This is a genomic window from Peptoclostridium litorale DSM 5388, assembly GCF_900141635.1.
GTDB lineage: Bacteria > Bacillota > Clostridia > Peptostreptococcales > Peptostreptococcaceae > Peptoclostridium > Peptoclostridium litorale.
This window is the reverse complement of record NZ_FSRH01000001.1, coordinates 166808-187987: the sequence shown is the minus strand read 5'-3', so window position 1 is coordinate 187987 and position 21180 is coordinate 166808. Positions and strand designations below refer to the sequence as shown.

Genomic DNA, 21180 nt, shown 5'->3' with positions numbered 1-21180 from the left:
GAAGGGTATGAAAGTTTTTATAAATGGCGAATTCACGGATGAAGGCAGAGCTTTTATAAGCCCGTTTTCTCCGGGATTCATGTACGGATATGGAGTATTTGAAACAATAAAGGTATGCAGGGGAAGGGCTGTATTTTTGAAGGAGCACTATGACAGGCTTATGAAGGGGCTGGACTTCTTAAACATACAAGCCGACTTGGACTTGCAGGGGTTTTGTGATATTTGTGAAAAGCTAATGCGTGAGAATGTAGTGGAAGACGGATTTTTAAAGATAATGAGCTTCAAGGGCAGGGGAGGGTCTGCTGACATTATCATATACACGGGAAAGAAAGTATATGTAGATGAATATGAAAGAGGATTCGGGATCTGCCTTGCAGACTCAAGGAGGAATGAATACTCAAAGCTCTGCACTGTAAAGAGCATGAACTATGCCGAAAACATAATCCAAAAGGAAAGGGCTGCAGGGCTTGGTTTTGAAGAGGCCATATTTTTGAACACAAGGGGGGATATATGCGAGGGCTGTATATCCAATATATTCTGGGTCAAGGAAGGCCGCATGTATACGCCTTCGATAAATTGCGGGATATTGCCGGGAATAGCTAGGGAAAAGGTAATAGAGCTTTGCGCTGCGGAAGGAATTGAGATTATGGAAGGCGGCTTTGGAATTGAGGATATGGAAGGTGCAGATGAAATATTCATAACCAATTCACTAATGGACATAATGCCTGTAAATAGGTTTGAAGACAGGACGTTCAGTATATGTGACATGGAGTTTACAAACAGTCTCATTGATATGTACAGGCGTAAATACTATGCCGATTAAAGAATATATGTTGTATAAAAATGATAAATTTTAATGTTATTATGAATTTATATAATTTAATTAGACTTATAACGAAAAAGAAAAAAGATAAAAATACAGTATAAAGAATATCTATAGATTGCAAATACAATATAGATATTCTTTATACTGTATTCACTAAGTCATAAAATTTTGGTATTCTTAAAACTGGTGCTTTTTATATTTTTACTTGAACTAATCCATATATGGCACCAAATCAATAATATAAAAAGGAGACAACAAAATGGGGAAAAAGATGAAAAAGCATTTTCTTCTTATAGTGGTACTTCTGCTTGGAGTAATGGCTATGGCTGCTTGCGCTAAAGAAGAACCTGCAAAGGAAGAAACAAATGGAGCAGTAAATGTTATAACTACAGAGGAATTGAGCTCAAAGCTTGAGGACGATTCATGGGTTGTAGTGGATACTCGTTTAAATGATGCATACAACGGTTGGAAGCTTGAAGGTGTGAAAAGGGGCGGACATATAAAGGGCGCTGTAGACTTTTCGGCTAACTGGCTTAAAGTGGAGAAAGAAAACAAGGACAGCATACTTGATGAAGCTCTTGAAACAAAGGGAATTGCAAAAGACAGGAACGTAGTTCTTTACGATGCAAACGGCAAAGATGCTTCAGCTGTTGCAGAGTACCTTGCTGGAAAAGGGTACGAGAACGTTTACACTTACGATGTGAAGCAGTGGGCTGAAGATGAGAGCCTTCCTATGGAAAAGTATGAGAACTATAAGAATATAGTGCCTGCAAGTGTTGTCAAGGACATTCTTGAGGGAAAGACTCCTGAGACATTTGAAGAAGGCAAAAAGGTGAAAATGGTTGAGGCCAGCTGGGGAGAAGAAGAGACTTCTTATGCCAAGGGACACATTCCTACGGCGTTCCACATAAATACCGATATTGTAGAACCACCTCCAGCGTGGATGCTTGCAAGTGATAAAGAGCTTGCGCAGTTTGCTCTTGGCTATGGCTTTACGAAGGAAGACACTGTAATAGTGTCAGGAGCAGAGCAAATGGCTGCTTACCGTGTAGCTCTTGTGCTTAAGTACATGGGTGTAGATGATGTGAGGGTTCTTAACGGAGGGCTTGGAGCCTGGACTGCTGCAGGATATGAAGCTGAGACAGAAAGCCACAAGCCTGAGCCTGTGAGCGACTTTGGGGCTGAAACACCTGTAAACCCTGACGTAATAGACACTATAGAAGAGGCTAAGGCAGGACTTGCAAATCCTGAGGAGTTCACTCTTGTTGACAACCGTACTTGGGAAGAGCATATAGGAGAAATATCAGGATACAGCTACCACGACAAAAAAGGACGTATCCCGGGCTCTGTATTTGGATATGCGGGAAAGACTGATTCGTATTCGCTTGACTACTATAGGAACATAGATGGCACAATGAGAAATGCTGACGAAATACTTGCCCTATGGGATGAGGCTGGACTAGACACAAACAAGCATCTTTCATTCATGTGCGGAAGCGGATGGCGTGTTGCAGAAATATATGCGTACTCAAATGTCATGGGTCTTGAAAACACTTCTGTATTCAGCGACGGATGGATAGGATGGAGCAATGGAGGAAACCCTATTGAAACTGGAGAGCCAGCAAAATAGGAAAAGAGATGAATAAAGAGACTATAAAAAAAGCAGTCTGCGTAATAAGCGCAATGATTCAGGTTGTTACAATAGGAGCAGTTTTTGTAATAAACGATCTGACTGATAAAAAGGCTGGGGTTATGCACCATGTCTACTACAAGAGACATCAGTATGAAAGCGGCATATACTCTACTGCAAACTTAAACTGGCAAGTTATTGTTGCAGCGCTTTTAGGCGTGGTTTTCACAGCAATTTTCATACACGCAGTAAAGCTCAAAAAAGGGATGTTTTATAAGAGCCAGTCTGCATTGGCTGCATTAGTTGGATTTTCAGTCATAGTTGTCATAAAGGGCAGTTTTTTTATAGACATGCTGGCTTATCCATACTTCATAATGGCATTTGAAATTGCGATGGGCATTCAAGTTATGACTGTGGCTGCAATAGGAATTTTTGAAAAAAAGAGCAAATAATAAGGGAAGGTGCATGTCAGTATGTATGGCATGCGCTTTTTTTATGTGAAAAGCATATTCAATTCACCATATTAATTCAAATATAAGTATCTCTTGCTAATATTTGAATTAATATGAATGGAGATTGATATTCGCACTAGTCGGAAGAGATAGGGTGTTTAAGCTAAAAGTTTATTGTATTATATATAAAAAGCCTTTGCAGCACGCGTGCTGCAAAGGCTTTTTATATTCTATGATTTTTTGCAATTCCTATTCAAGTATTTATATGAAAAGGTTGAGTCCTGAATCATCAGTTTTTCCAAGGTATGATGCAACTCCGCCTATTTCAACTCCGTCTATCATCTCTTCTTCCTTTATGCCCATTATGTCCATTGACATTGCACATGCAACTATCTCAACTCCAAGGTCGAGGGCATTTTTTATCATTGTGTCAAGGCTGTCAACATTTTTCTTTTTCATTACATAGTCTATCATCTTTGGTCCCATTCCGCCCATGTTCATGTTTGAAAGAGGAAGGTTCTTAGGTCCCTTTGGCATCATCATGCCGAACATCTTTTCAAGGGCGTCCTTTTCGACTGCAGGAGCACTTTCCTTTCTCAGCACGTTGAGTCCCCAGAATGTAAAGAACATTGTAACCTTCTTGCCCATTGCCGCGGCGCCTGACGCTATTATGAATGAAGCGAGGGCCTTGTCCATGTCACCGCTGAATACTACAAGGGTAGCGCCCTCCTTTTCGCTGGTAGCAGGTGCTATTGAGCACGATGCATGTTCAGGTTTTAAGGCCATGGATCCCTTTTGGATATATGCCTTGAAAGTCTTGTCCACAAAGTCCGTCTTCAAAAGCGAGTTTCCAGTCTTGTCGCACCAAGCCTTTATGTCCTTTGAAAACCCAGGGTCTGTAACTGCTATTTCAAGAATCTGTCCTTCTTCCATTTCATTTACAGTATTGTACACCTTCGTTATAGGGCCAGGGCACTGAAGGCCGCAGGCATTCACAGTCACATGCGCATCTATTGGGCCGCAATGAGGGTGAGTGGTTCCAGAGTCGTCAACCTCCACAGGGCATTGGCTTTCAGGGTTTTGAGAATTCGAACCGAACACTGAAGAATATGTCCTGTATCCTCCGTCTAGGTTTACAGCATTATATCCGTTTAGGGTAAGAACCCTTGCAGCAAGGTAACCTCTAAGGCCCACCTGGCATGTAATGTACACAGGCTTGTCCTTAGGAAGCTCAGACAGTCTACCTCTTAGCTGTCCAAGAGGTATGTTTATGGAACCTTCTATAAAGCCCATGTCTCTTTCCAACTCTTCTCTTACGTCTACAAGAAGGCCGCCTTTTTTAACTATGTCGTCTATTTCATGCCACTGAACTGTTTTCACAGCTTCTTCTATTACGTTTGAAGCCACGTATCCAAGCATGTTTACGGGATCTTTTGCAGAAGAATATGGAGGCGCATACGCAAGCTCCAAATCTGGAAGGTCGAATACAGTAAGGCCTCCCTTTATGGCAGTTGCAACAACGTCTATACGCTTTTCAACACCATTGTAGCCAACGCCCTGCACTCCGAATATTCTTCCTGTTTTAGGGTCGAAAGTCATCTTAAGTGACACAGGGAATGCCCCAGGATAATATCCTGCATGAGAGCCTGGATGGATGTGAATAGTGCTGTACTCTGTTCCAAGCCTCTTTAGAGTTTTTTCGTTGTTTCCAGTTGCAGCCACAGTCATATCGAATACTTTGGCAACAGATGTCCCCATGCTTCCAGGATATTTTACATCTCTGCCGTATATGTGGTCGGCAGCAATCCTTCCCTGTCTGTTGGCAGGCCATGCAAGAGGTATCATTGTGGGAGATCCGTTTATGAAGTCTGTAACTTCTATGGCATCTCCTATTGCATATATATCCTCGTCCGCAGTTTGAAGAGATGCGCTCACTTTTATTCCGCCGCGCTCGCCGATCTCAAGCCCTGCATCCTTTACAAGTCCGTTTTCAGGCCTTACGCCTATTGAAAGTATTATTAGGTCAGTATCTATTTCCTTACCGCTTTGAAGGATTACTTTTTTGCCGCCGTTTTCAAATGATTTCACGCCGTCTCCAAGAACAAGGTCGGTGCCCTTGTCCATTATGTGCGAGTGAAGTATTGAGGCCATCTCAAAGTCAACAGGAGCCATTATCTGGTCTAGCATTTCAACTATTGTAACATGAACTCCCCTGTCGTGAAGGTTTTCAGCCATTTCCACGCCTATGAATCCGCCTCCGACAACCACGGCTTTTTTAGGTTTGTTATTGTCCACAAAGCCCTTTATCGCATCTGTATCAGGCACGTTTCTAAGCGTGAATATGTTGTCTGCATCGGCTATTCCAGGGATAGGAGGTTTTATAGGGTTGGCCCCCGGAGAGAGTATAAGTTTGTCGTAAGATTCTTCGTAGACCTCGCCGGTTCTAATGTTTTTGACTTCGACTGTCTTATTTTCCCTGTTTATCTTTGTCACTTCGCTTAAGTTTCTTATGTCTAGATTGAATTTTTTGGACATCCCTTCCACCGTCTGAACTAGAAGGGCGTTACGCTCGGTTATTGTCTCTCCTATATAATAGGGAAGTCCGCAGTTTGCAAATGAGATGTATTCACCGCGCTCAAACATTACTATATGAGACTGCTCGTCAAGCCTTCTAAGTCTTGCAGCCGCAGTAGCTCCTCCGGCAACTCCGCCTACTATAACTATTTTTTTACCCATTTTACATACCTCCATTTTGTTGTATGAATTTTAAATGTTTATTTATTTTCAAACTATCATTTACAATGGAATATCGCTATATTGCGTTTTAACGATATAGTTATTAAAAATAAAATCAAGGAATAATCAGCTAAAGAGTATCCTTATTATTTCCTTGACCTTTTCGTTAGAGACTGAATATGCAATTTCAAGCCCTTTTCGCTCTCCTTTTATTATGCCGGACGACTTAAGCTTTGAAATGTGCTGTGATATCGTGGACTGAGGTGCGTCAAGACAGTTTTGCATATTGGTCACATTGGAGGGACCATTTTCCATAAGTCCCTTTACTATGCATAGCCTTGCAGGATGTGCAATTGCCTTTAATATTTCGACTTTTTCTTCAAACAATGCAGGATTTGTTTTGTAATTATCCATAAAAACACCTCCAGTGGACTGTAGCCATCAAATCCTTATATCGTAATAATACGATGTAGTTTAGACTTTGTCAATAGCATCTATTAGATTTTTCTATTTGACCTGAAAACTATACGGGGGTATACTATATTCAAGAAGTCGGAAATGTTAATAAAAATACAACTATTTATTAGGGGGACGTCAAAATGGCTATAACAACTTTTAAAACTACCGCTGTGTCGGATGAAGGGTTTACTATTGAGTGTGAAAGCGCCTCAGGGAAAAAGCTTGTACTGGACGAGCCAAAGGATCACGGCGGCAAAGACCTTGGAATGAACCCGTGTGAAGGTCTTTTGGGGGCTATAGGAGCCTGCCAGACAATGGTGGCAAAGGGTTTTGCGAAAATGAAGGGTATAAACCTTGAGAACATAGTTATAGAAGTAGAGGGAGACATCGATCTTAGGGGTTACAAGGGAGCAAAAGATGTTCCTATTGGTTTCCAGGAAATAAGAAGCATATTCCACATAAAAGCCGACAACACTGAAGAACAGATAAGGGAATTTGTAAAATTTGTGGAAAGCAGCTGCCCTGTCGGTGTAACAGTTAAAAACTCAGCCAAGGTTGTGTCGGTAGTAGACATTCAAAAATAGATTGAAATACATAAATATTAAAAATGAAAAATATTACATCTTTTCGCCCTTGCGGGCGATTTTTTATTTTGGGGCGGGGGTATATTATAACAAAGCCCCAAAATAAAAGCGAAAGAAGGTGGTATATTGAAACTCAAAAACGGCAGTATTGACTTTACAATGAAAACGTGGTTCGCAATATTTACTGTATCAGTCGTTCTTTTCATATCATTTTTTGCGTATGTTTTTTATTCAATAGGGCAAGGCGAGGATTACAGCGCTAATTGGCCTGGAAAATATCCGGAGGAATCCCAGGTTAGATATGGAAAGCTTATGGATATCGAAGATGTTGAAAAGGCAATGGAGGAATATATTTCTTTGTTTGAAGAGAACCTTCGAATAGGGGATATATTCGTATATGAGGATACGGATTACTATGTATCAATAGAGGAAGCGGATACTGGAAAAGGGGCTATGGAACTTCTCGTTAATCCATATACCGGCTTTATATATCCTGAGCACGGGCCCAATATGATGTGGAATGAAAAATACGGAATGCACGGAAGAGGCCACATGATGTGGAGGGGAAGAAGGGACTATGAATCTGGAGAATACAGGTGGTATTTTCCAAGTGGAAATCAGACCCAAAAGATTCAAAAGGGCGAGGCAATACACAATGCCAATGAATATATAAAGCAGTATTTTGACAAGGATGCATTTACAGATGGTGAAGGCCATGACTTTTATGGATACTATACATTCCATATAAAAAAGGGAGAGGATACAGTGGGGATGCTTAGCGTTAGCCAATACACAGGAGACGTATGGTTCCACAGCTGGCATGGGGAGCTTGTAGAGGTCATATCTCACCACGAAGAGAATGAGGACAAATAGCAGATTATGGAGTGTCAAAGGGGGGATGTCAAGTGATGCATTATGGATATGGCGGCCTGGGAGGATGGTGGTTTTTCATGTTTTTAGTACCAATAGTATTTGTAATAATTATAGCATACGCTGCATACAAGATGGGGGAAGGGAAAAACGGCTTTCAATCATCAGCTAAATCGGCAGAGGATATACTTGCAGAGCGGTTTGCAAAGGGTGAAATAAGCGAGGATGAATACATCAAGATGAAAGCGGCTTTGAAAAAATAGTCAAAATATACATTACAATAGAACCTAGTTTGATTCTTAAAAAAATCACTCTGCGTGAATTCACGCAGAGTGATTTTTTTAAGAATCGCACAATTGAAGTGCTATTTTGTCATAAGAGCAATCAAAATTTATGCATATAATCGGTTTTTATGATATGATTAAACTTCAAAATCGACCGCTGATCTAGATTCTACTATCTTTTTCATAAACTGTACGATTTCCTGGTGAGCTGGATGCGCAGCATACCTTTTAAGAGCGTCAAAATCACTGCATGTCATTGATAGCACCGCGTCAAAATTGCCGTCTGGTGCATATGAAGAGTTGATTCCAACTTCGATTTCTTCAATTTCATCAATTACCGATTTTAGTGCTTCAAGTTCAGACTTTATTTTTTTTGCATTTTCAATTTTTGAAGACCCTTCTGCAGACTCTTTGAGTTTCCACATTACAATATGTCTTATCATAAATATCACCCCTATATATTTTAACATAGACTGGACAGAATGTTACATATTTGCAGCGGTACCGGTCACATGATTTAGAACATGCCCTATCCTGTTTTTCGAAAACTCCAGTTCATCTTCTGAAAGTATACAGAGCTTTTCGAGCATAGGCACCATATTAGGCTTTACTCCGGCGAAGAAGAGTTTCTTGCCGTTTTTCTCCATTAGCCCTTTTATGTTTTTGAGTGCCATTGCTCCTGACATGTCTATAACCGGCATGTTCATAAGGTTTAGAACTATTATGTCGGCATCTTCAGCCTCTATTTCGAGTTTGCTAGTTATTGCATTGGCAACCCCAAAGAAAAGAGGCCCCTCTATTGTATACGAAACTATTTTACCAATTGAGTCTCCGCAGCTGATTTCGTATTTTTTAAGATACACATCTCCCATCTTTATCACGAATGAGAACATGGAAAGAAGTGTTCCTATCGCAACAGCCACTGTAAGATCTGTAAATATTGTCAAAAGCGTAGTTGCGATTACAACCGTACCTGCCTTTTTTGACGCATATGCGATTTCCCTTGTGGTGTTGTACTCAACCATCTTTATTGCAGTGCCCATAAGTATTCCGCCAAGCACAGCAAGGGGGATCTGGGATGCAAGCTGAGAGAATTTAAGTGTGAGCACAAGCAGTATAAGGCCGTGAAGTATTCCCGAAAGCCTCGTTCTTCCCCCCGCATTTACGTTTACGGCTGACCTTACTATTGCTCCAGTTCCTATCAAAGATCCAAACAACGCAGATACTGTGTTTCCTATGCCCTGACCTATAAGCTCTTTGTTTGAGCGGTGCTTTGTTCCCGTCATCTCATCAACCACAAGAGACGCAAGGAGCGATTCTATGCATCCAAGCATTGCAAGGGCAAATGCCGATTTAATTATATAGCCCATTTGAGAAGCCCTGAATACGGGAATCGTGAGAGTTGGAAGTCCCGTTGGAATCTCTCCTACGATTTCGCCCCCTCCAAGTATGTATGTTCCAAGAAGGGTTCCCACGATAAGTGCAACAAGTGAAGCAGGAACCTTTTTTGTAATCAGAGGGAAAATCAGCATTACAAATATTGTAATCACCGCAAGCACAGGGCCTGTCTTATAGTATGAAATCATCTTTATGAATATTAGAAAACCTATGCCGTTTGTAAAACCGACTATCACGGGATGAGGTATAAGGTGTATGTATTTTCCGAGCTTAAGGGCCCCCATTGCTATTTGCATTACGCCTGCAAGAACCATTGCTGCAAAAAGTGCCTCGACTCCATATTTTTCATAAAGCTCTATCAGAACCACCGTCATGGCTCCGGTAGGTCCGTTTACCTGAGCAGGGGTTCCTCCAAACAAAGTAGAGAGTATACCTGTTATGATCGCAGAGTAAAGACCCGCTTTTGCGCCTGCACCTGAAGCAACTCCAAGAGCCAAGGCTAGAGGCAGGGCAACGACAGCAGTTGTAAAGCCGCCCATTATGTCGCCTTTTAAATTTTTGACATCATAGGATTTAAAAATTTTACCAGTTACCAATTAAAACCCTTCTTTCCATATATTGTAATTATTAGAAATATTGACATGTATATTGTATGCGTTAAATGCTTTATTTGCAAGTTAAAAAAACAAATATTAAATTTTATTAAATGCTATAAAAGTGGAGCATATATTTAGGCAGGCTGATGTATCCTATGCATTTTTGAAAATATTATTTTTAATGTTAATTTAAGACTTTTGAAATGGTATTGCAAAACTACAGTGGCTGGAATGTGATACAATAATACTTATGAAATTACAATATATTACATATGGAGGTGTGAAAATGAAAAGTATTAAAAGGGCAGGTGCATCCCTGATTGCCATGCTGATGGCGTTTTTAATGTACATGCCTGAAGTGTTTTCGCAGGAAGAGGTCTATGAGGATTTTAGGGTAGTTGGCTATTATTTTGAGGGGTTTGAAGATCCGATAGAGGAAAATGTGCAGTTTGAAAGGCTTACACATATAATATATGCATTTTTAATACCCAATGAGGATGGAAGCCTGATCGGGGTGCAGTATCCCCAAAAGCTTGAAAAGATAGTCAAAATGGGACATGACAAGGGTGTAAATGTCATACTGGGGGTCGGCGGATGGTCTTATAAAGACATACCTCTTGATCCAACATTTGAAAAAATGGCCTCATCGGATGATACGAGGGAAAAATTTGTGGAAAATGTAATTGAATATGTCGACAGATATGATCTGGACGGGGTCGATATGGACTGGGAATACCCTGACAGGGGGCAGTCTGCTCAAAACTATGAAAAGCTCATAATAAGCATGTCTGACAAGCTCAGGGCAAGGGGGAAAACACTTACTGCGGCGGTTCCGGGCTCTCCATTTCCAGACAAGGGGCTTGAAGCCGCCGAGGCCATATCTGACAACACTCTTCAGAGGTTCGACTGGATAAACATAATGGCGTATGATGCAGACAATGGACCTGGACACAGTCCATATGAATTCACTGAAAACTCCATAGCCTACTGGACGAGAAGGGGCATAGAGAGTGAAAGACGCGTAATCGGGGTGCCGTTTTACGCAAGGCCAAGCTGGAAGCTTTACAGGGATCTTATAGCGGAGGACAATACGAATGCCTTTAGGGACTCATCGTCTTCAGGCGGAGTAAGTTCATATTATAACGGCATATATACAATACGCGAAAAGACAAGGCTTGCACTCAATAGGACTTCCGGGGTTATGATATGGGAGATCAACATGGACACGCTTGATGAGCACAGCCTGCATAAGGTGATAAATGATACGATAGCCCAAAGAAGGGATACTGGTGATTCAAAGGACAGCATATACCTTAGAATAGACGGCAGGGAAATTGAATTTGGAGGAGATGGCATGGGAACACCTTTTGTAGATGGCAATTCAAGAACACTTATGCCTGTGAGAAAAGCTCTTGAAGAGATGGGGATATCGGTAAAATATGATAAGTCAAACAGGGTTGTAAAAGCCCAAAAAGGCGAACTTTATGTCGATATGCCAATAGGTGAAAAATATATAGTGAAGATGGAAAAGGATGAGAGGGGACACGTAGTTAAAAGGAGCACTGTGAATATGGACACCGTGGCCGTGGTGAAGGATGGAAGGACATATGTACCTGCAAGGTATATATTTGAGACATTCGGATATTCAATAGGCTGGCATGATGGTTCAAGGACTGTAATTATAACTAATTAGAAAAGGATTTGTTTGTTTGATTGAAAAACAAGGTATAAATTAAATATACCTTGTTTTTTTATTAAAACAGAAAGAGGAGGAGGGATACCATGAAAAAAAGGATGACAGGGATTTTAGTTGTAGCTTTTTTTGCCGCAAGCTCGATATTTTCAGTAGCAAGCGCTGAAACTGTAAATGCACGGGTTGCAGACCACAGGGTTAATCTCAACGGTCATATAGTATTCAACAGGCTCATAGAATATCCTCTTATGGAATACAGGGATGTGACTTATGTCCCTATGACCACAGACAATCTCCAGGTTCTTGGCCTTGGAATGCAGTGGAGCCCTACTGAAGGCATAAGCATATACAAGGACGGTGTCGTAAGGGATTTTGTGATGCCGGAAATAAACAAGGAGCTGGCAAGCACAAGCAGAGTTGTCAAAATGGATATTGCAGACTTCAATATAGAGGTCAATGGAGAAATTGTAGACAATAGTGAAGAAGAATATCCAGTACTGTTTAAGAACGACCTCGTATATTTCCCGCTTACATGGAGATTTGTAACCGGTGAATTTGAAGGAACTATAATATGGAATGATGAATACGGATTAAGCATATATAACCATGAAAACAGCAAGCTTACAAAAAACCAGATATATATACAAAATCAAAAACAGTACCTACAAGACTCTATAGCGAGGTATGAAACCGTTCTTGAAATGTATGACGTAAACAGGGAACAATATTCAGACATTGAAAACTCACTTAAAAAGACATTATCAAGTATAGGCCAGTCCATAGATGTCATCGAGGATATGAAAAATGATTCATTTAAAAAACTTGAAAAGGACATGGAGTTTGGCTCAAAAGAGGTAATAGTGGGAGCAGAAATGGGTATTAGCGATATTACAGAAGAAACAGACGAGGAGGAGACTCCAAAGGTCAAATATGAGGTTGGAAATAAATATGCACTTGAAAGTATATTAGAATCAGGAAGATATATACAGCTTGAAGATGAGAGCATATGGGAAGTCAACACTGATGAAGAACAAGACTTGAGCGTCTGGGAAAAAGGGTCAAATATTATACTTCTTGAAAGCCAGAACAAGACTTATCCATATAAGATGCTCAACATCGAAAGTGACGAATCAGTTGAAGTCAAATTGTTGTCCAACTAAATATTTGGGTATATAAAGACATAAAATATAAAGGGGGTTGACTATTCATGAAAATAACGTTTGAAATTGGGAACAAAAAAGAAGTTGAAGCTTTTTTTAACAACAAGGAGATCAAGGGAAAAGCAGTAATAATAGACGGAAGGCTTGTAATAGAGCGCTGGGGAGAAGTGCTTATAAATGAAATAGAGGGAACTAACGGGGAATTTTCAATGAACTTCACACCACCGGGAGAGATGTATGAAGAGAAGCTGAACCTTAAATATGAAATTCCGTTTTGGGTATATTTTAATCTCAACAAGGAAAAGGCGGATATAATATACCAAGAGGAAGCAAATCAAGTTGAAATAAGAACTGTTGCAAAATAGTATAATAAACACCTAAACTGGTCATATTCATGCGCATGTAGCTAACAGCATGTGCGTGGATATGATTTTTATTTGTCACATAGATTGACAGGTCTGGGATATTCGCATATTATTTACATATATATTCAAAATTATCTATATAGAAGGAGTGTCACTATGGAAGAGCAAATAGAGGTGTTCAAGGCGCTTTCTGACAAGAATAGGCTCTTGATAATAGAAATGCTTTCATGCGGTGAAATGTGTGGCAATGACATAATGAACGGGCTTAATTTAACTCAGCCTACTATATCGCATCATATGAAAATTCTTCACAAGTCGGGACTTGTAAAATCGCGAAAAAGCGGCAAATGGACTATATATTCTCTGGAAGACAAGGCATTTGATGAAATAGCTGGCTTTATAAAGAGGCTCTCATCATACAAGGAGGACTGCATATGCCACAGCGTTAAAGTCAGCTGCTGTCCAGAGGTGATTTTACTTGAAAAAAAGAGCAAATAGTAGCTTGAAATTCGCGCCCTGAATTAAGTTCTCTATATTAATTTAAAAATTTTATGTATTTGACTGATGAACTGTTGGGTATCAAATTGAATTGATAGTCTTTAAGTACATTAATACTGAATCATTAGTCAGGAGGCATACAATGAAAAAGATACTTATATTTACAGCTTCAACTGGTGGTGGGCACAATCAAGTTGCATTGACTTTGGAACATGAGTTGAAGACAAGCGGCTATGATGTTACTAGAATAGATATCCTCAAAGAGGAGAATAAAGTAATGCAGCTCTTGATTGAAGATGGGTATGAAATATTGGCAAGTAAATTCCCCAAAATATATGGGGAACTATACAAACAGACAAATCGAGAAGAGGTTTCGGACCCATTCATGAAATTTTTTATAAAGGCTGAATACCAAAATACAAAAGAAATAATTAAGAAATACAATCCTGTTTTAAGAATTTTGTCTACTTTATTGACATGGATACTTTTCAAAAAACAAGGGGGCTGAAATCATTATTTTCAACAGAGACTTGCTAAATACAAGTATGCTTTTGAAAACTTTTTATGCTGAATGTTGCAAATCACTATTTCATGTCCTTGTAAATATCCATAGAGGCAATTGCAGATTTTAAAATCCATTCTCCGAAAAACTTGAGCGGTGTAGTCAAATGAATAGTATTCGGGTCCAAATAAAGTCCCATATATATCTCTTCCGCCTTCCCTTATGTCATGATTCCCAAGAGTTGTGTAAAGCGGCACTTTAAAATTCGAAATGGTTTGATAGAAGAGCCTGTTGTCACCTAATATTACGAATTCAAAATAATTTTCGTTATTGTATCTGGGTTTGAGGGTTGCGCCTTCGACATTGTTTTCACCAAGGCTAAATTCAATTGATATGTTCCCTGTGCCTCTGTTTACGATTTTGAAGTTTCCCTGTGCTTCAATCCTGCCTGAATCTACATTCTCCACCAGAATTCTGATGTCTTGCTTTTTTTGAGAGATTAATTCTATGCCCATCTCTGGAGCCAATGATCTTACAATTACAGTCTCGATGTCTTCACCTTTCAGCATCCCCTTTACAAAGCCACCTTTTACAGATATGCTTTTGCCATCCCAACTGTAGCTTGAAGCAGATTGGGTGTGGTTGAATGCGGAATCAACAGGCTCGAAATTTCTGTCTACAATATAGTTGTGCAGGCTATGCACTATCAGTCCTATTACAGCCCCGATAGCTATAATCAGCATGATTACTGCTTTATTTGTTTTCATGGAGATGAGCTTATCGTTCATATTGTCCCTCCCTGCCTGTCAAATTTTGAGCCTTTCATATTTGTCAAAATACCACCTCTTTATGCAATTAATACCTCAAAGAGATGGGTTTATATCAAATTTATTCAATAGTTTGCTATTTGGGATTATAGCCGTCTTATTGAGGGTATTTTTATTGTAAACAGTGAAAGGTCGGCACTACAGGCATACACAGATTCGAACAAGGTGACGCAGCATTGCAGATTATAAGAAATAAGATAGTGAAAATAATATATGAATGTGGGTGATAATATGAGCGTAATAGTAGGGCTTGTAAACAGAAGACACATTTCGCTGCTGGTGGCAATTAAAAAACTCAAGCCAAGAGGGGTGTATCTTATACATTCGGGTAAGGAGTATGACAAAGACGATCTTTCGGATATCCGTGAGTTTTTGAATGACATGTATCCCGACATATTCGTGGAGGACAGAAGGGTGAACTGCTACAGCTGCAATGAGGTTACAAGTACCCTTGAGCAGATAGCCGCCAGGGAAAAGGAAGATCTGGTCCTGGACCTTTCAAACGGCCATCCCGTAGCAATGGCCTTTCTCAGGGAAGCTTCTCACAACAAGTATCCAGTGTTTATATTCTCGGAAAGAGATAACAGGGCTGTCATCATAGAAAAGGGGGAGTGCCGCGATCTCCAGTTGAAGGAAGTAAGCTTCGAGGTTGAGGATTTCATAGAAAGCGGAGGAGGCGCTGTATATCATAAGTCCACCGAGACATTTGACAGAGCAGAGATAGAAGATATATTGTCCTGGCAGATTGGAAACTACTCAAAGTGGCTCAAAATAAACAGGATAATAAAGGAAAGGGCGATTTTCAAGACATTCGGAGAAAGCGAGCAGGAGACAAGGGTCCTTGCGGACATGAAAAATATCAAGCCCAAGGATAAGAGTCTGATACTGGAGTACATCTATGCCCTCCACAGATTCAAGCTCATAAAAATGGACAAACACAACAAAAACAATTATTTTCTCAACTTCAAGTCCATGGCCTTCAAACACTATGCAATGACATATGGCACTTGGCTCGAAGCCCTGGCCTACAGCGTCATAAAGCATTTGGACATAATGGATGATGTCGAAAGCGGAGTTACGCTTTTTTGGGACAAGTCAGACACATCCATAGTCAACGAGATTGACGTAATGGCTGTCTACAAGGGGCGACTCGTAGCCGTATCATGCAAGGACTCGTCAAGGTATGACGAAGACACGCTTCGGGAACTCGAAATGGAGGCGGCCACGCTGGGAGGCTCGTCTGCAATCAAGATACTTGTAACTACATCGTTGCCTTCCAAGAAAACAATAGAGGAAAGAGCGGCGCAGATGGATATTAGGCTTATTATTTTCAAGGGTGATTTGAATGAGTTTTGTAAGGAATTCAAGAGCGTGTTCATCCAGAGCCAGGCATAGCATTTTGGTGCTGAATGAGCTAAACAAAAAGGGCGGCTTATTTTTTTAGAGCCGCCTTTTTCCAATCCCGATTTCTTCGCTTATACTATTAACTTAAATTCATTTTCAAGTTTTGATTGCTATAATTCTTTCCTCAATAGCTCGGCCTTGTCTGTATTTTCCCATGGAAGATCAAGGTCTGGCCTTCCGAAGTGGCCGTAGCAGGCCACCTGCCTATAAATAGGTTTTCTTAGATCGAGATTCTTCATAATTGCCGATGGCCTTAGGTCGAAATGTATTCTTATAAGCTCTTCTATTTTTTCTTCTTCTATTTTGTTGGTTCCAAAAGTATCCACCATTATGGAAATGGGATGGGACACGCCTATTGCATAGGCCAGCTGGATCTCACACTTGTCTGCAAGACCTGCGGCTACTACATTTTTGGCTACATATCGAGCGGCATAAGTAGCTGAGCGGTCAACTTTGGTAGCATCCTTGCCAGAGAAAGAGCCGCCGCCATGTCTTGAATAGCCGCCATAGGTATCTACTATTATTTTTTTGCCGGTAAGTCCTGAATCAGCCTGAGGTCCTCCAGTTACAAACCTGCCCGTGGTGTTGACAAAGTATTTCGTCTGATTGTCGAGCAGAGCTGCGGGAACTACGGCTTTTATTACTTTTTTTATTATGTCCTGCCTGATTTGTTCCTGGACTACGTATTCGGCATGCTGGCAGGAAACAACAATGCTATCAATACGAACGACTTTGCTGCCAAGATATTCCACTGTGACTTGGACTTTACCGTCAGGCCTCAAATATGGAAGTTCCTTAGATTTTCGCACGTCTGCCAGCTTTTTGGCTAATTTGTGGGCAAGTGAAATGGGCATTGGCATAAGCTCGGGAGTTTCATTACAGGCAAAGCCAAACATAATTCCCTGGTCTCCTGCTCCGAGAAGGTCCAGCTCATCGCCTGAGCCCTCTTTGTATTCAACTGATGCATTTACACCGATAGCAATATCTGATGACTGTTCATCTATTGCAGGCAAAACAGCACAGGCATCTCCATCAAAGCCGAACTTTGCCGTTATGTATCCAATGTCTTTAATAATCTCCCTGGCGATTTTGGGGATGTTTATATTGCAAGTCGTAGTTACTTGTCCAACTATCAAAACTAGTCCTGTGCTTATAGAAGTTTCAACGGCAACCCTGCCATAGGGGTCTTGTTCCATTATTGCATCCAAGATGCCGTCTGATATTTGATCGCAAATTTTGTCAGGATGACCTTCAGCTACGGATTCTGAAGTGAAAAACCATTTTTTCATATTCTTTGCCCCTTTCGATAATCGTAATTGTTGTTTTGTTTATCATTCCATTCTAAAATTTAATTTCACATTACATTGTGACATATCAACTGAATACTTCTTTGTCATTATGTTAATCACTTTATACCCAATATATATTTGAATTGTTTAAATTCCAGCAAAAAAATAGAGCTTTTAATTCGGGTTGCATAAAAGCATGGAAAAATAATGCTCTACTGATATATTATTGTTGAATTTATATTTATTTATAGCTGCCAGTTAAATAACAATGAATTTTATATTTGTGAAAGTAATTTAATGTAATGTGCGGTGAAATTTATATGGAGTGTTTTGAAAATGCTAAAAACACTCCATTGTTGTTAAAGTCAGAATGAAAACATAACAGGATAAAATTTAACAATGTTGCAAGGAAAAATCAGTCCAATTCTTTTGTCAGAAAACTAACGGAGAATATAGCGCGAAAACGTTGTAATTGATATGGTTTTATAATATAATTTATCTACAAACTGCATGTTTGTTTGAGATACATGCATATCATACGTGCTAATGTAAACGGTGTTAAAATTGGAGGGGAATTTTTTATGGAAAATGCAAGAAAAATCGTGAGTTGTGTTATTGAAGGTGGAAAGATATTTACAGAGGCAATTAGATTTGAAAGAGGCTCAGAGGAGTGTCCTGTGTCCCTTATGGCATCAGAGCTTCAGTCAAGAAATGAATTGATATCTAGCTACAATGAACAATATGAATTTTGCAAAGTGGATCTTGTATAGCTTTTACTTAAATATTAAAGTGGACATAATAAGCGGTATATCTCCTAAGTTGACGGGAAGCGTCAACTTAGGAGATATACCGCTTATTATGTTTATACTTTTTATCTTTATAAAATTGCCATGCCAGTATCCGCTGTCCTTTATTCTTCCAGAGTGACTTTCAAAGTCAACATAAACAAGGCCGAATCTTTTTGTATATCCAGATGTCCATTCGAAGTTATCTAGAAGGGACCAGACATATATTCCGCGCACATTAACCCCTTCGTTCATGGCCCTTGCAATTTGGCTTATGTGTTCTTCTAAATAAACTATCCTCTTGCTGTCGTGAACCCTGCCATCAGGCGATACTGCATCATCGAAAGAGCAGCCTATTTCGGTAATGCATATAGGAAAGTCTCCGTAATAATTCTTGATCCTCTTTAGGTTTACATAGATGCCTTCAGGAAATATCTCTTTTCACATGCTTGTGAATTCATTTCCAATTTTAGCCTCCAGACTATCTTGCATATAGATTGCCAGTGCTATAAATAGGGAATTAAATTATGATATAATGCGCTTGCAATTCATATTTTAAAAGAAATGCTACGTGAATATGTAAAGCTGATGCATAACATAAAGACATATACATTTTAAGGGCTGAAATAGGCAAGTGATTGTTCTATGGAATTAAATCCTGAAAATAAGGGTAATATTAATACAATATATTTGTGTGAGTAAAAAGGGTGTTACTGGAGGTGAGTGATGAAGATAGCACTGCTTTCCGACTGTCATGGAAATATTGCAGCTCTTGAGGTCGCCATGAATATTGTCAGGAAAATAAGGGTAGACAAAGTATATTTTTTAGGGGATATGGTAGGCTACTATCCAAATCCTAACGAATGCCTTGATATTGCAAAATCACATGAATGCATTATGGGAAATCACGAATATGCATGCCTTCATAGAGAATATGCAAGCCTTTTTAATCCAGCTGCGAAAAATGCAATAGAATGGACGCTCAATGAGCTTACAGCTGATAATATTGAATATATCAAGAATCTGCCGGATAAACTCAGGAATGAAGAGTTTGGCTTTTTAATGATTCATGGGGCTCTGACAAGGCCTTTTGAATATATAAGGGACAAGCACACTGCATGGGCCAATTTTAAACTGTTTAAAGAATATATTATGTTTGGCGGGCATACGCACATACCTGCGATATGGACACAAGGCGAATCAGGTGAATATGATATCGACATGGTCCGGGTGCAAGATGATTTCACATTTTTTATTGACTCTAAAAAAAGATATATCATAAATGTGGGATCTGTCGGCCAGCCGCGGGACGGAAACCCTGACGGCTGTTTTGTGATTTTTGAAACTGGCGATAAATCCGTCAGTTTCATACGGTTTGAGTACCCTGTGGAGATTACATCTGAGCGGGCATACAAGGCGGGAATGGACAGGTTCTTATGTGAGAGGATATTTATGGGAATGTGAAAAGCAAAAATGTATATGGATTTGTATTTTTTATGAAAAGCGAGTATATATAAATGCCTTGCTATATTGATTTATTGACAGGCTTGGATTAAAATATAAGAGCACATTTGGTCAGATTTTCAAATACTTTTAAAGAACGACTTGGAGTTGATAAAGTGAAAATAAACTATCAAAAGCTGCTTGACGAAAATATATACCAGATTCAAAAAAAAGGAACTAGGCCTTCACTTTTGATTCACAGCTGCTGCGCACCTTGCAGCTCTTATGTCATAGAATATCTTTCCAACTATTTTGACATAACGGTGTTTTTTTATAATCCAAACATACACCCTGAAGAGGAATACAGGAAAAGGGTTATAGAGCAAATGGAGTTCATTCGAAAATTTCCTTCTGCAAGCCCTGTTTCATTTGTAGAGGCAGTCTACGATGTTGGATCATTCTTTGCCATCTCGAGAGGGCTTGAAAACGAGCCTGAGAGAGGCAAAAGGTGCACTCTGTGCTTTGGGCTTAGACTTGAACAAACTGCCCGCTACGCTGCTGAAAACGGCTTCAATTACTATACCACTACGCTTTCAATAAGCCCGCATAAGGACGCGCAGCTTTTAAACTCTATGGGAGAAAAACTTGGAGAAAATTACGGGGTCTCATTCCTGAGTTCCGATTTCAAGAAGAAAAACGGATACAAGAGGTCATGTGAGCTCAGCTTGGAGTATGGACTTTACAGACAGGACTACTGCGGATGTGTATATTCCAAAATTCAAAGTGATGCCCAGAGGGAATCTCAGCAAAATACAGAATAGTTTAAGAGAGAACTAAACGAGGGACATACATTATGGCAAGTGTCTGCAGATAGCGAATATAAAAAAGCTGCTCAGCAGGATTATCCTGCTGAGCAGCTTTTGCATTATACATAAAATTTCTATCTCAATTCTATTCTTCTATCCTGAATGAATCTCTTTATAGTTTTGAGGGGTATCCTGGTATTGGTATAGATTTCAGCCATGGATGCTCCTTGATGACTAACGAGATAGTTCTTCACAGCTGAATATTCCATAGTGTCCCTGTCCATGCAGGTTTCACACATTTCCTCATCTGAACTTGTCCTTATGAACTTTCCGCATACCTGGCAAATCTTATATCCCATATAAAACACCTCCCGCATGTAAAGACATATCAAGAATTTAATATCGAGTCTCCTATTAGCTATATTATACCGCCTAACTGGAGTTTTGACGCATACAACATGTCCGATTTATGCATATGAACCCAAAGGCGCATGTTTTGCAGAAATAGCTGTGAATCTTAAGATACCCCATTTTGTTTAATCAGGTTCTAAAGTAGGATATTTGCTTAAGCGC

The 21180-nt window shown here is 39.8% G+C and carries 23 protein-coding genes; 15 read left to right on the top strand and 8 right to left on the bottom strand.

Annotated elements, in window-relative coordinates; genetic code table 11:
* Positions 1-7 precede the first annotated feature (7 nt).
* The 3 genes from BUQ87_RS00815 to BUQ87_RS00805 all read left to right on the top strand — a co-directional run bounded on the left by BUQ87_RS00815 (position 8) and on the right by BUQ87_RS00805 (position 2908).
* Complete coding sequence (locus tag BUQ87_RS00815) at positions 8-823, top strand: aminotransferase class IV (RefSeq protein WP_038261077.1); 816 nt, start codon at positions 8-10, stop codon at positions 821-823.
* A gap of 262 nt (positions 824-1085) precedes the next feature.
* Positions 1086-2456, top strand: coding sequence for a rhodanese-like domain-containing protein (locus BUQ87_RS00810; protein ID WP_330391166.1), 1371 nt, complete (start codon positions 1086-1088; stop codon positions 2454-2456).
* An 8-nt stretch (positions 2457-2464) separates the two neighbouring features.
* A complete protein-coding gene (locus BUQ87_RS00805; protein ID WP_052635852.1) occupies positions 2465-2908 on the top strand; it encodes a hypothetical protein in 444 nt (147 codons plus the stop codon).
* Positions 2909-3169: 261 nt separating this feature from the next.
* On the opposite strand, the gene BUQ87_RS00800 is transcribed toward BUQ87_RS00805, so the two are convergent.
* Positions 3170-5644 (bottom strand): CoA-disulfide reductase, encoded by a 2475-nt coding sequence (locus BUQ87_RS00800; RefSeq protein WP_038261078.1) that lies wholly within the window; start codon positions 5642-5644, stop codon positions 3170-3172.
* Positions 5645-5770: 126 nt separating this feature from the next.
* The gene (locus BUQ87_RS00795) at positions 5771-6058 is read right to left on the bottom strand and encodes an ArsR/SmtB family transcription factor (RefSeq protein ID WP_038261079.1); all 288 of its coding nucleotides are present in this window, start codon (positions 6056-6058) and stop codon (positions 5771-5773) included.
* 185 nt (positions 6059-6243) lie between these two features.
* Here BUQ87_RS00795 and BUQ87_RS00790 point away from each other — a divergent pair, with 185 nt between their 5' ends.
* The 3 genes from BUQ87_RS00790 to BUQ87_RS00780 all read left to right on the top strand — a co-directional run bounded on the left by BUQ87_RS00790 (position 6244) and on the right by BUQ87_RS00780 (position 7820).
* The gene (locus BUQ87_RS00790) at positions 6244-6687 is read left to right on the top strand and encodes an OsmC family protein (protein WP_038261081.1); all 444 of its coding nucleotides are present in this window, start codon (positions 6244-6246) and stop codon (positions 6685-6687) included.
* Positions 6688-6813: 126 nt separating this feature from the next.
* Positions 6814-7560: a hypothetical protein gene (locus BUQ87_RS00785; protein ID WP_038261083.1), complete on the top strand. Its 747-nt coding sequence runs from the start codon at positions 6814-6816 to the stop codon at positions 7558-7560.
* Positions 7561-7595: 35 nt separating this feature from the next.
* Positions 7596-7820: an SHOCT domain-containing protein gene (locus BUQ87_RS00780; protein ID WP_038261604.1), complete on the top strand. Its 225-nt coding sequence runs from the start codon at positions 7596-7598 to the stop codon at positions 7818-7820.
* 158 nt (positions 7821-7978) lie between these two features.
* Here BUQ87_RS00780 and BUQ87_RS00775 read toward each other — a convergent pair whose 3' ends face one another.
* Entirely contained in the window at positions 7979-8284 is a 306-nt protein-coding gene (locus BUQ87_RS00775) for a Dabb family protein (protein ID WP_038261084.1), read from the bottom strand.
* Positions 8285-8326: 42 nt separating this feature from the next.
* A complete protein-coding gene (locus tag BUQ87_RS00770; protein WP_052635854.1) occupies positions 8327-9835 on the bottom strand; it encodes a SulP family inorganic anion transporter in 1509 nt (502 codons plus the stop codon).
* Between the two features lie 286 nt (positions 9836-10121).
* Here BUQ87_RS00770 and BUQ87_RS00765 point away from each other — a divergent pair, with 286 nt between their 5' ends.
* From BUQ87_RS00765 to BUQ87_RS00745, 5 genes are all read left to right on the top strand, one after another.
* A complete protein-coding gene (locus tag BUQ87_RS00765; RefSeq protein ID WP_052635855.1) occupies positions 10122-11528 on the top strand; it encodes a glycosyl hydrolase family 18 protein in 1407 nt (468 codons plus the stop codon).
* Between the two features lie 89 nt (positions 11529-11617).
* Positions 11618-12688: a hypothetical protein gene (locus BUQ87_RS00760; RefSeq protein WP_038261085.1), complete on the top strand. Its 1071-nt coding sequence runs from the start codon at positions 11618-11620 to the stop codon at positions 12686-12688.
* A 47-nt stretch (positions 12689-12735) separates the two neighbouring features.
* Entirely contained in the window at positions 12736-13053 is a 318-nt protein-coding gene (locus BUQ87_RS00755) for a hypothetical protein (RefSeq protein WP_038261086.1), read from the top strand.
* 156 nt (positions 13054-13209) lie between these two features.
* A complete protein-coding gene (locus tag BUQ87_RS00750; RefSeq protein WP_052635856.1) occupies positions 13210-13551 on the top strand; it encodes an ArsR/SmtB family transcription factor in 342 nt (113 codons plus the stop codon).
* A 142-nt stretch (positions 13552-13693) separates the two neighbouring features.
* On the top strand, positions 13694-14059 hold the full coding sequence (locus BUQ87_RS00745) for an MGDG synthase family glycosyltransferase (protein ID WP_052635857.1): 366 nt from the start codon (positions 13694-13696) through the stop codon (positions 14057-14059).
* 11 nt (positions 14060-14070) lie between these two features.
* Here the strand turns inward: BUQ87_RS00745 and BUQ87_RS00740 are convergent, their stop codons facing one another.
* Positions 14071-14841, bottom strand: a complete 771-nt coding sequence (locus tag BUQ87_RS00740; RefSeq protein ID WP_038261087.1) for a hypothetical protein — start codon at positions 14839-14841, stop codon at positions 14071-14073.
* Between the two features lie 252 nt (positions 14842-15093).
* Here BUQ87_RS00740 and BUQ87_RS00735 point away from each other — a divergent pair, with 252 nt between their 5' ends.
* On the top strand, positions 15094-16275 hold the full coding sequence (locus tag BUQ87_RS00735; RefSeq protein WP_077216421.1) for a Card1-like endonuclease domain-containing protein: 1182 nt from the start codon (positions 15094-15096) through the stop codon (positions 16273-16275).
* 119 nt (positions 16276-16394) lie between these two features.
* Here BUQ87_RS00735 and metK read toward each other — a convergent pair whose 3' ends face one another.
* A complete protein-coding gene (metK, locus tag BUQ87_RS00730; RefSeq protein ID WP_038261089.1) occupies positions 16395-17573 on the bottom strand; it encodes a methionine adenosyltransferase in 1179 nt (392 codons plus the stop codon).
* A gap of 581 nt (positions 17574-18154) precedes the next feature.
* Between metK and BUQ87_RS00725 the strand changes: the two genes are divergently transcribed.
* Positions 18155-18343: a hypothetical protein gene (locus tag BUQ87_RS00725; protein WP_038261090.1), complete on the top strand. Its 189-nt coding sequence runs from the start codon at positions 18155-18157 to the stop codon at positions 18341-18343.
* Positions 18344-18346: 3 nt separating this feature from the next.
* On the opposite strand, the gene BUQ87_RS14900 is transcribed toward BUQ87_RS00725, so the two are convergent.
* Entirely contained in the window at positions 18347-18793 is a 447-nt protein-coding gene (locus BUQ87_RS14900) for a family 1 glycosylhydrolase (RefSeq protein ID WP_077216422.1), read from the bottom strand.
* Positions 18794-19084: 291 nt separating this feature from the next.
* On the opposite strand from BUQ87_RS14900, the gene BUQ87_RS00715 reads away from it, so the two are divergent.
* Positions 19085-19822: a metallophosphoesterase family protein gene (locus BUQ87_RS00715; protein ID WP_038261092.1), complete on the top strand. Its 738-nt coding sequence runs from the start codon at positions 19085-19087 to the stop codon at positions 19820-19822.
* Between the two features lie 155 nt (positions 19823-19977).
* Complete coding sequence (locus BUQ87_RS00710; protein ID WP_038261093.1) at positions 19978-20622, top strand: epoxyqueuosine reductase QueH; 645 nt, start codon at positions 19978-19980, stop codon at positions 20620-20622.
* A 119-nt stretch (positions 20623-20741) separates the two neighbouring features.
* Here the strand turns inward: BUQ87_RS00710 and BUQ87_RS00705 are convergent, their stop codons facing one another.
* Positions 20742-20966: a hypothetical protein gene (locus BUQ87_RS00705; protein ID WP_038261094.1), complete on the bottom strand. Its 225-nt coding sequence runs from the start codon at positions 20964-20966 to the stop codon at positions 20742-20744.
* Positions 20967-21180 lie beyond the last annotated feature (214 nt).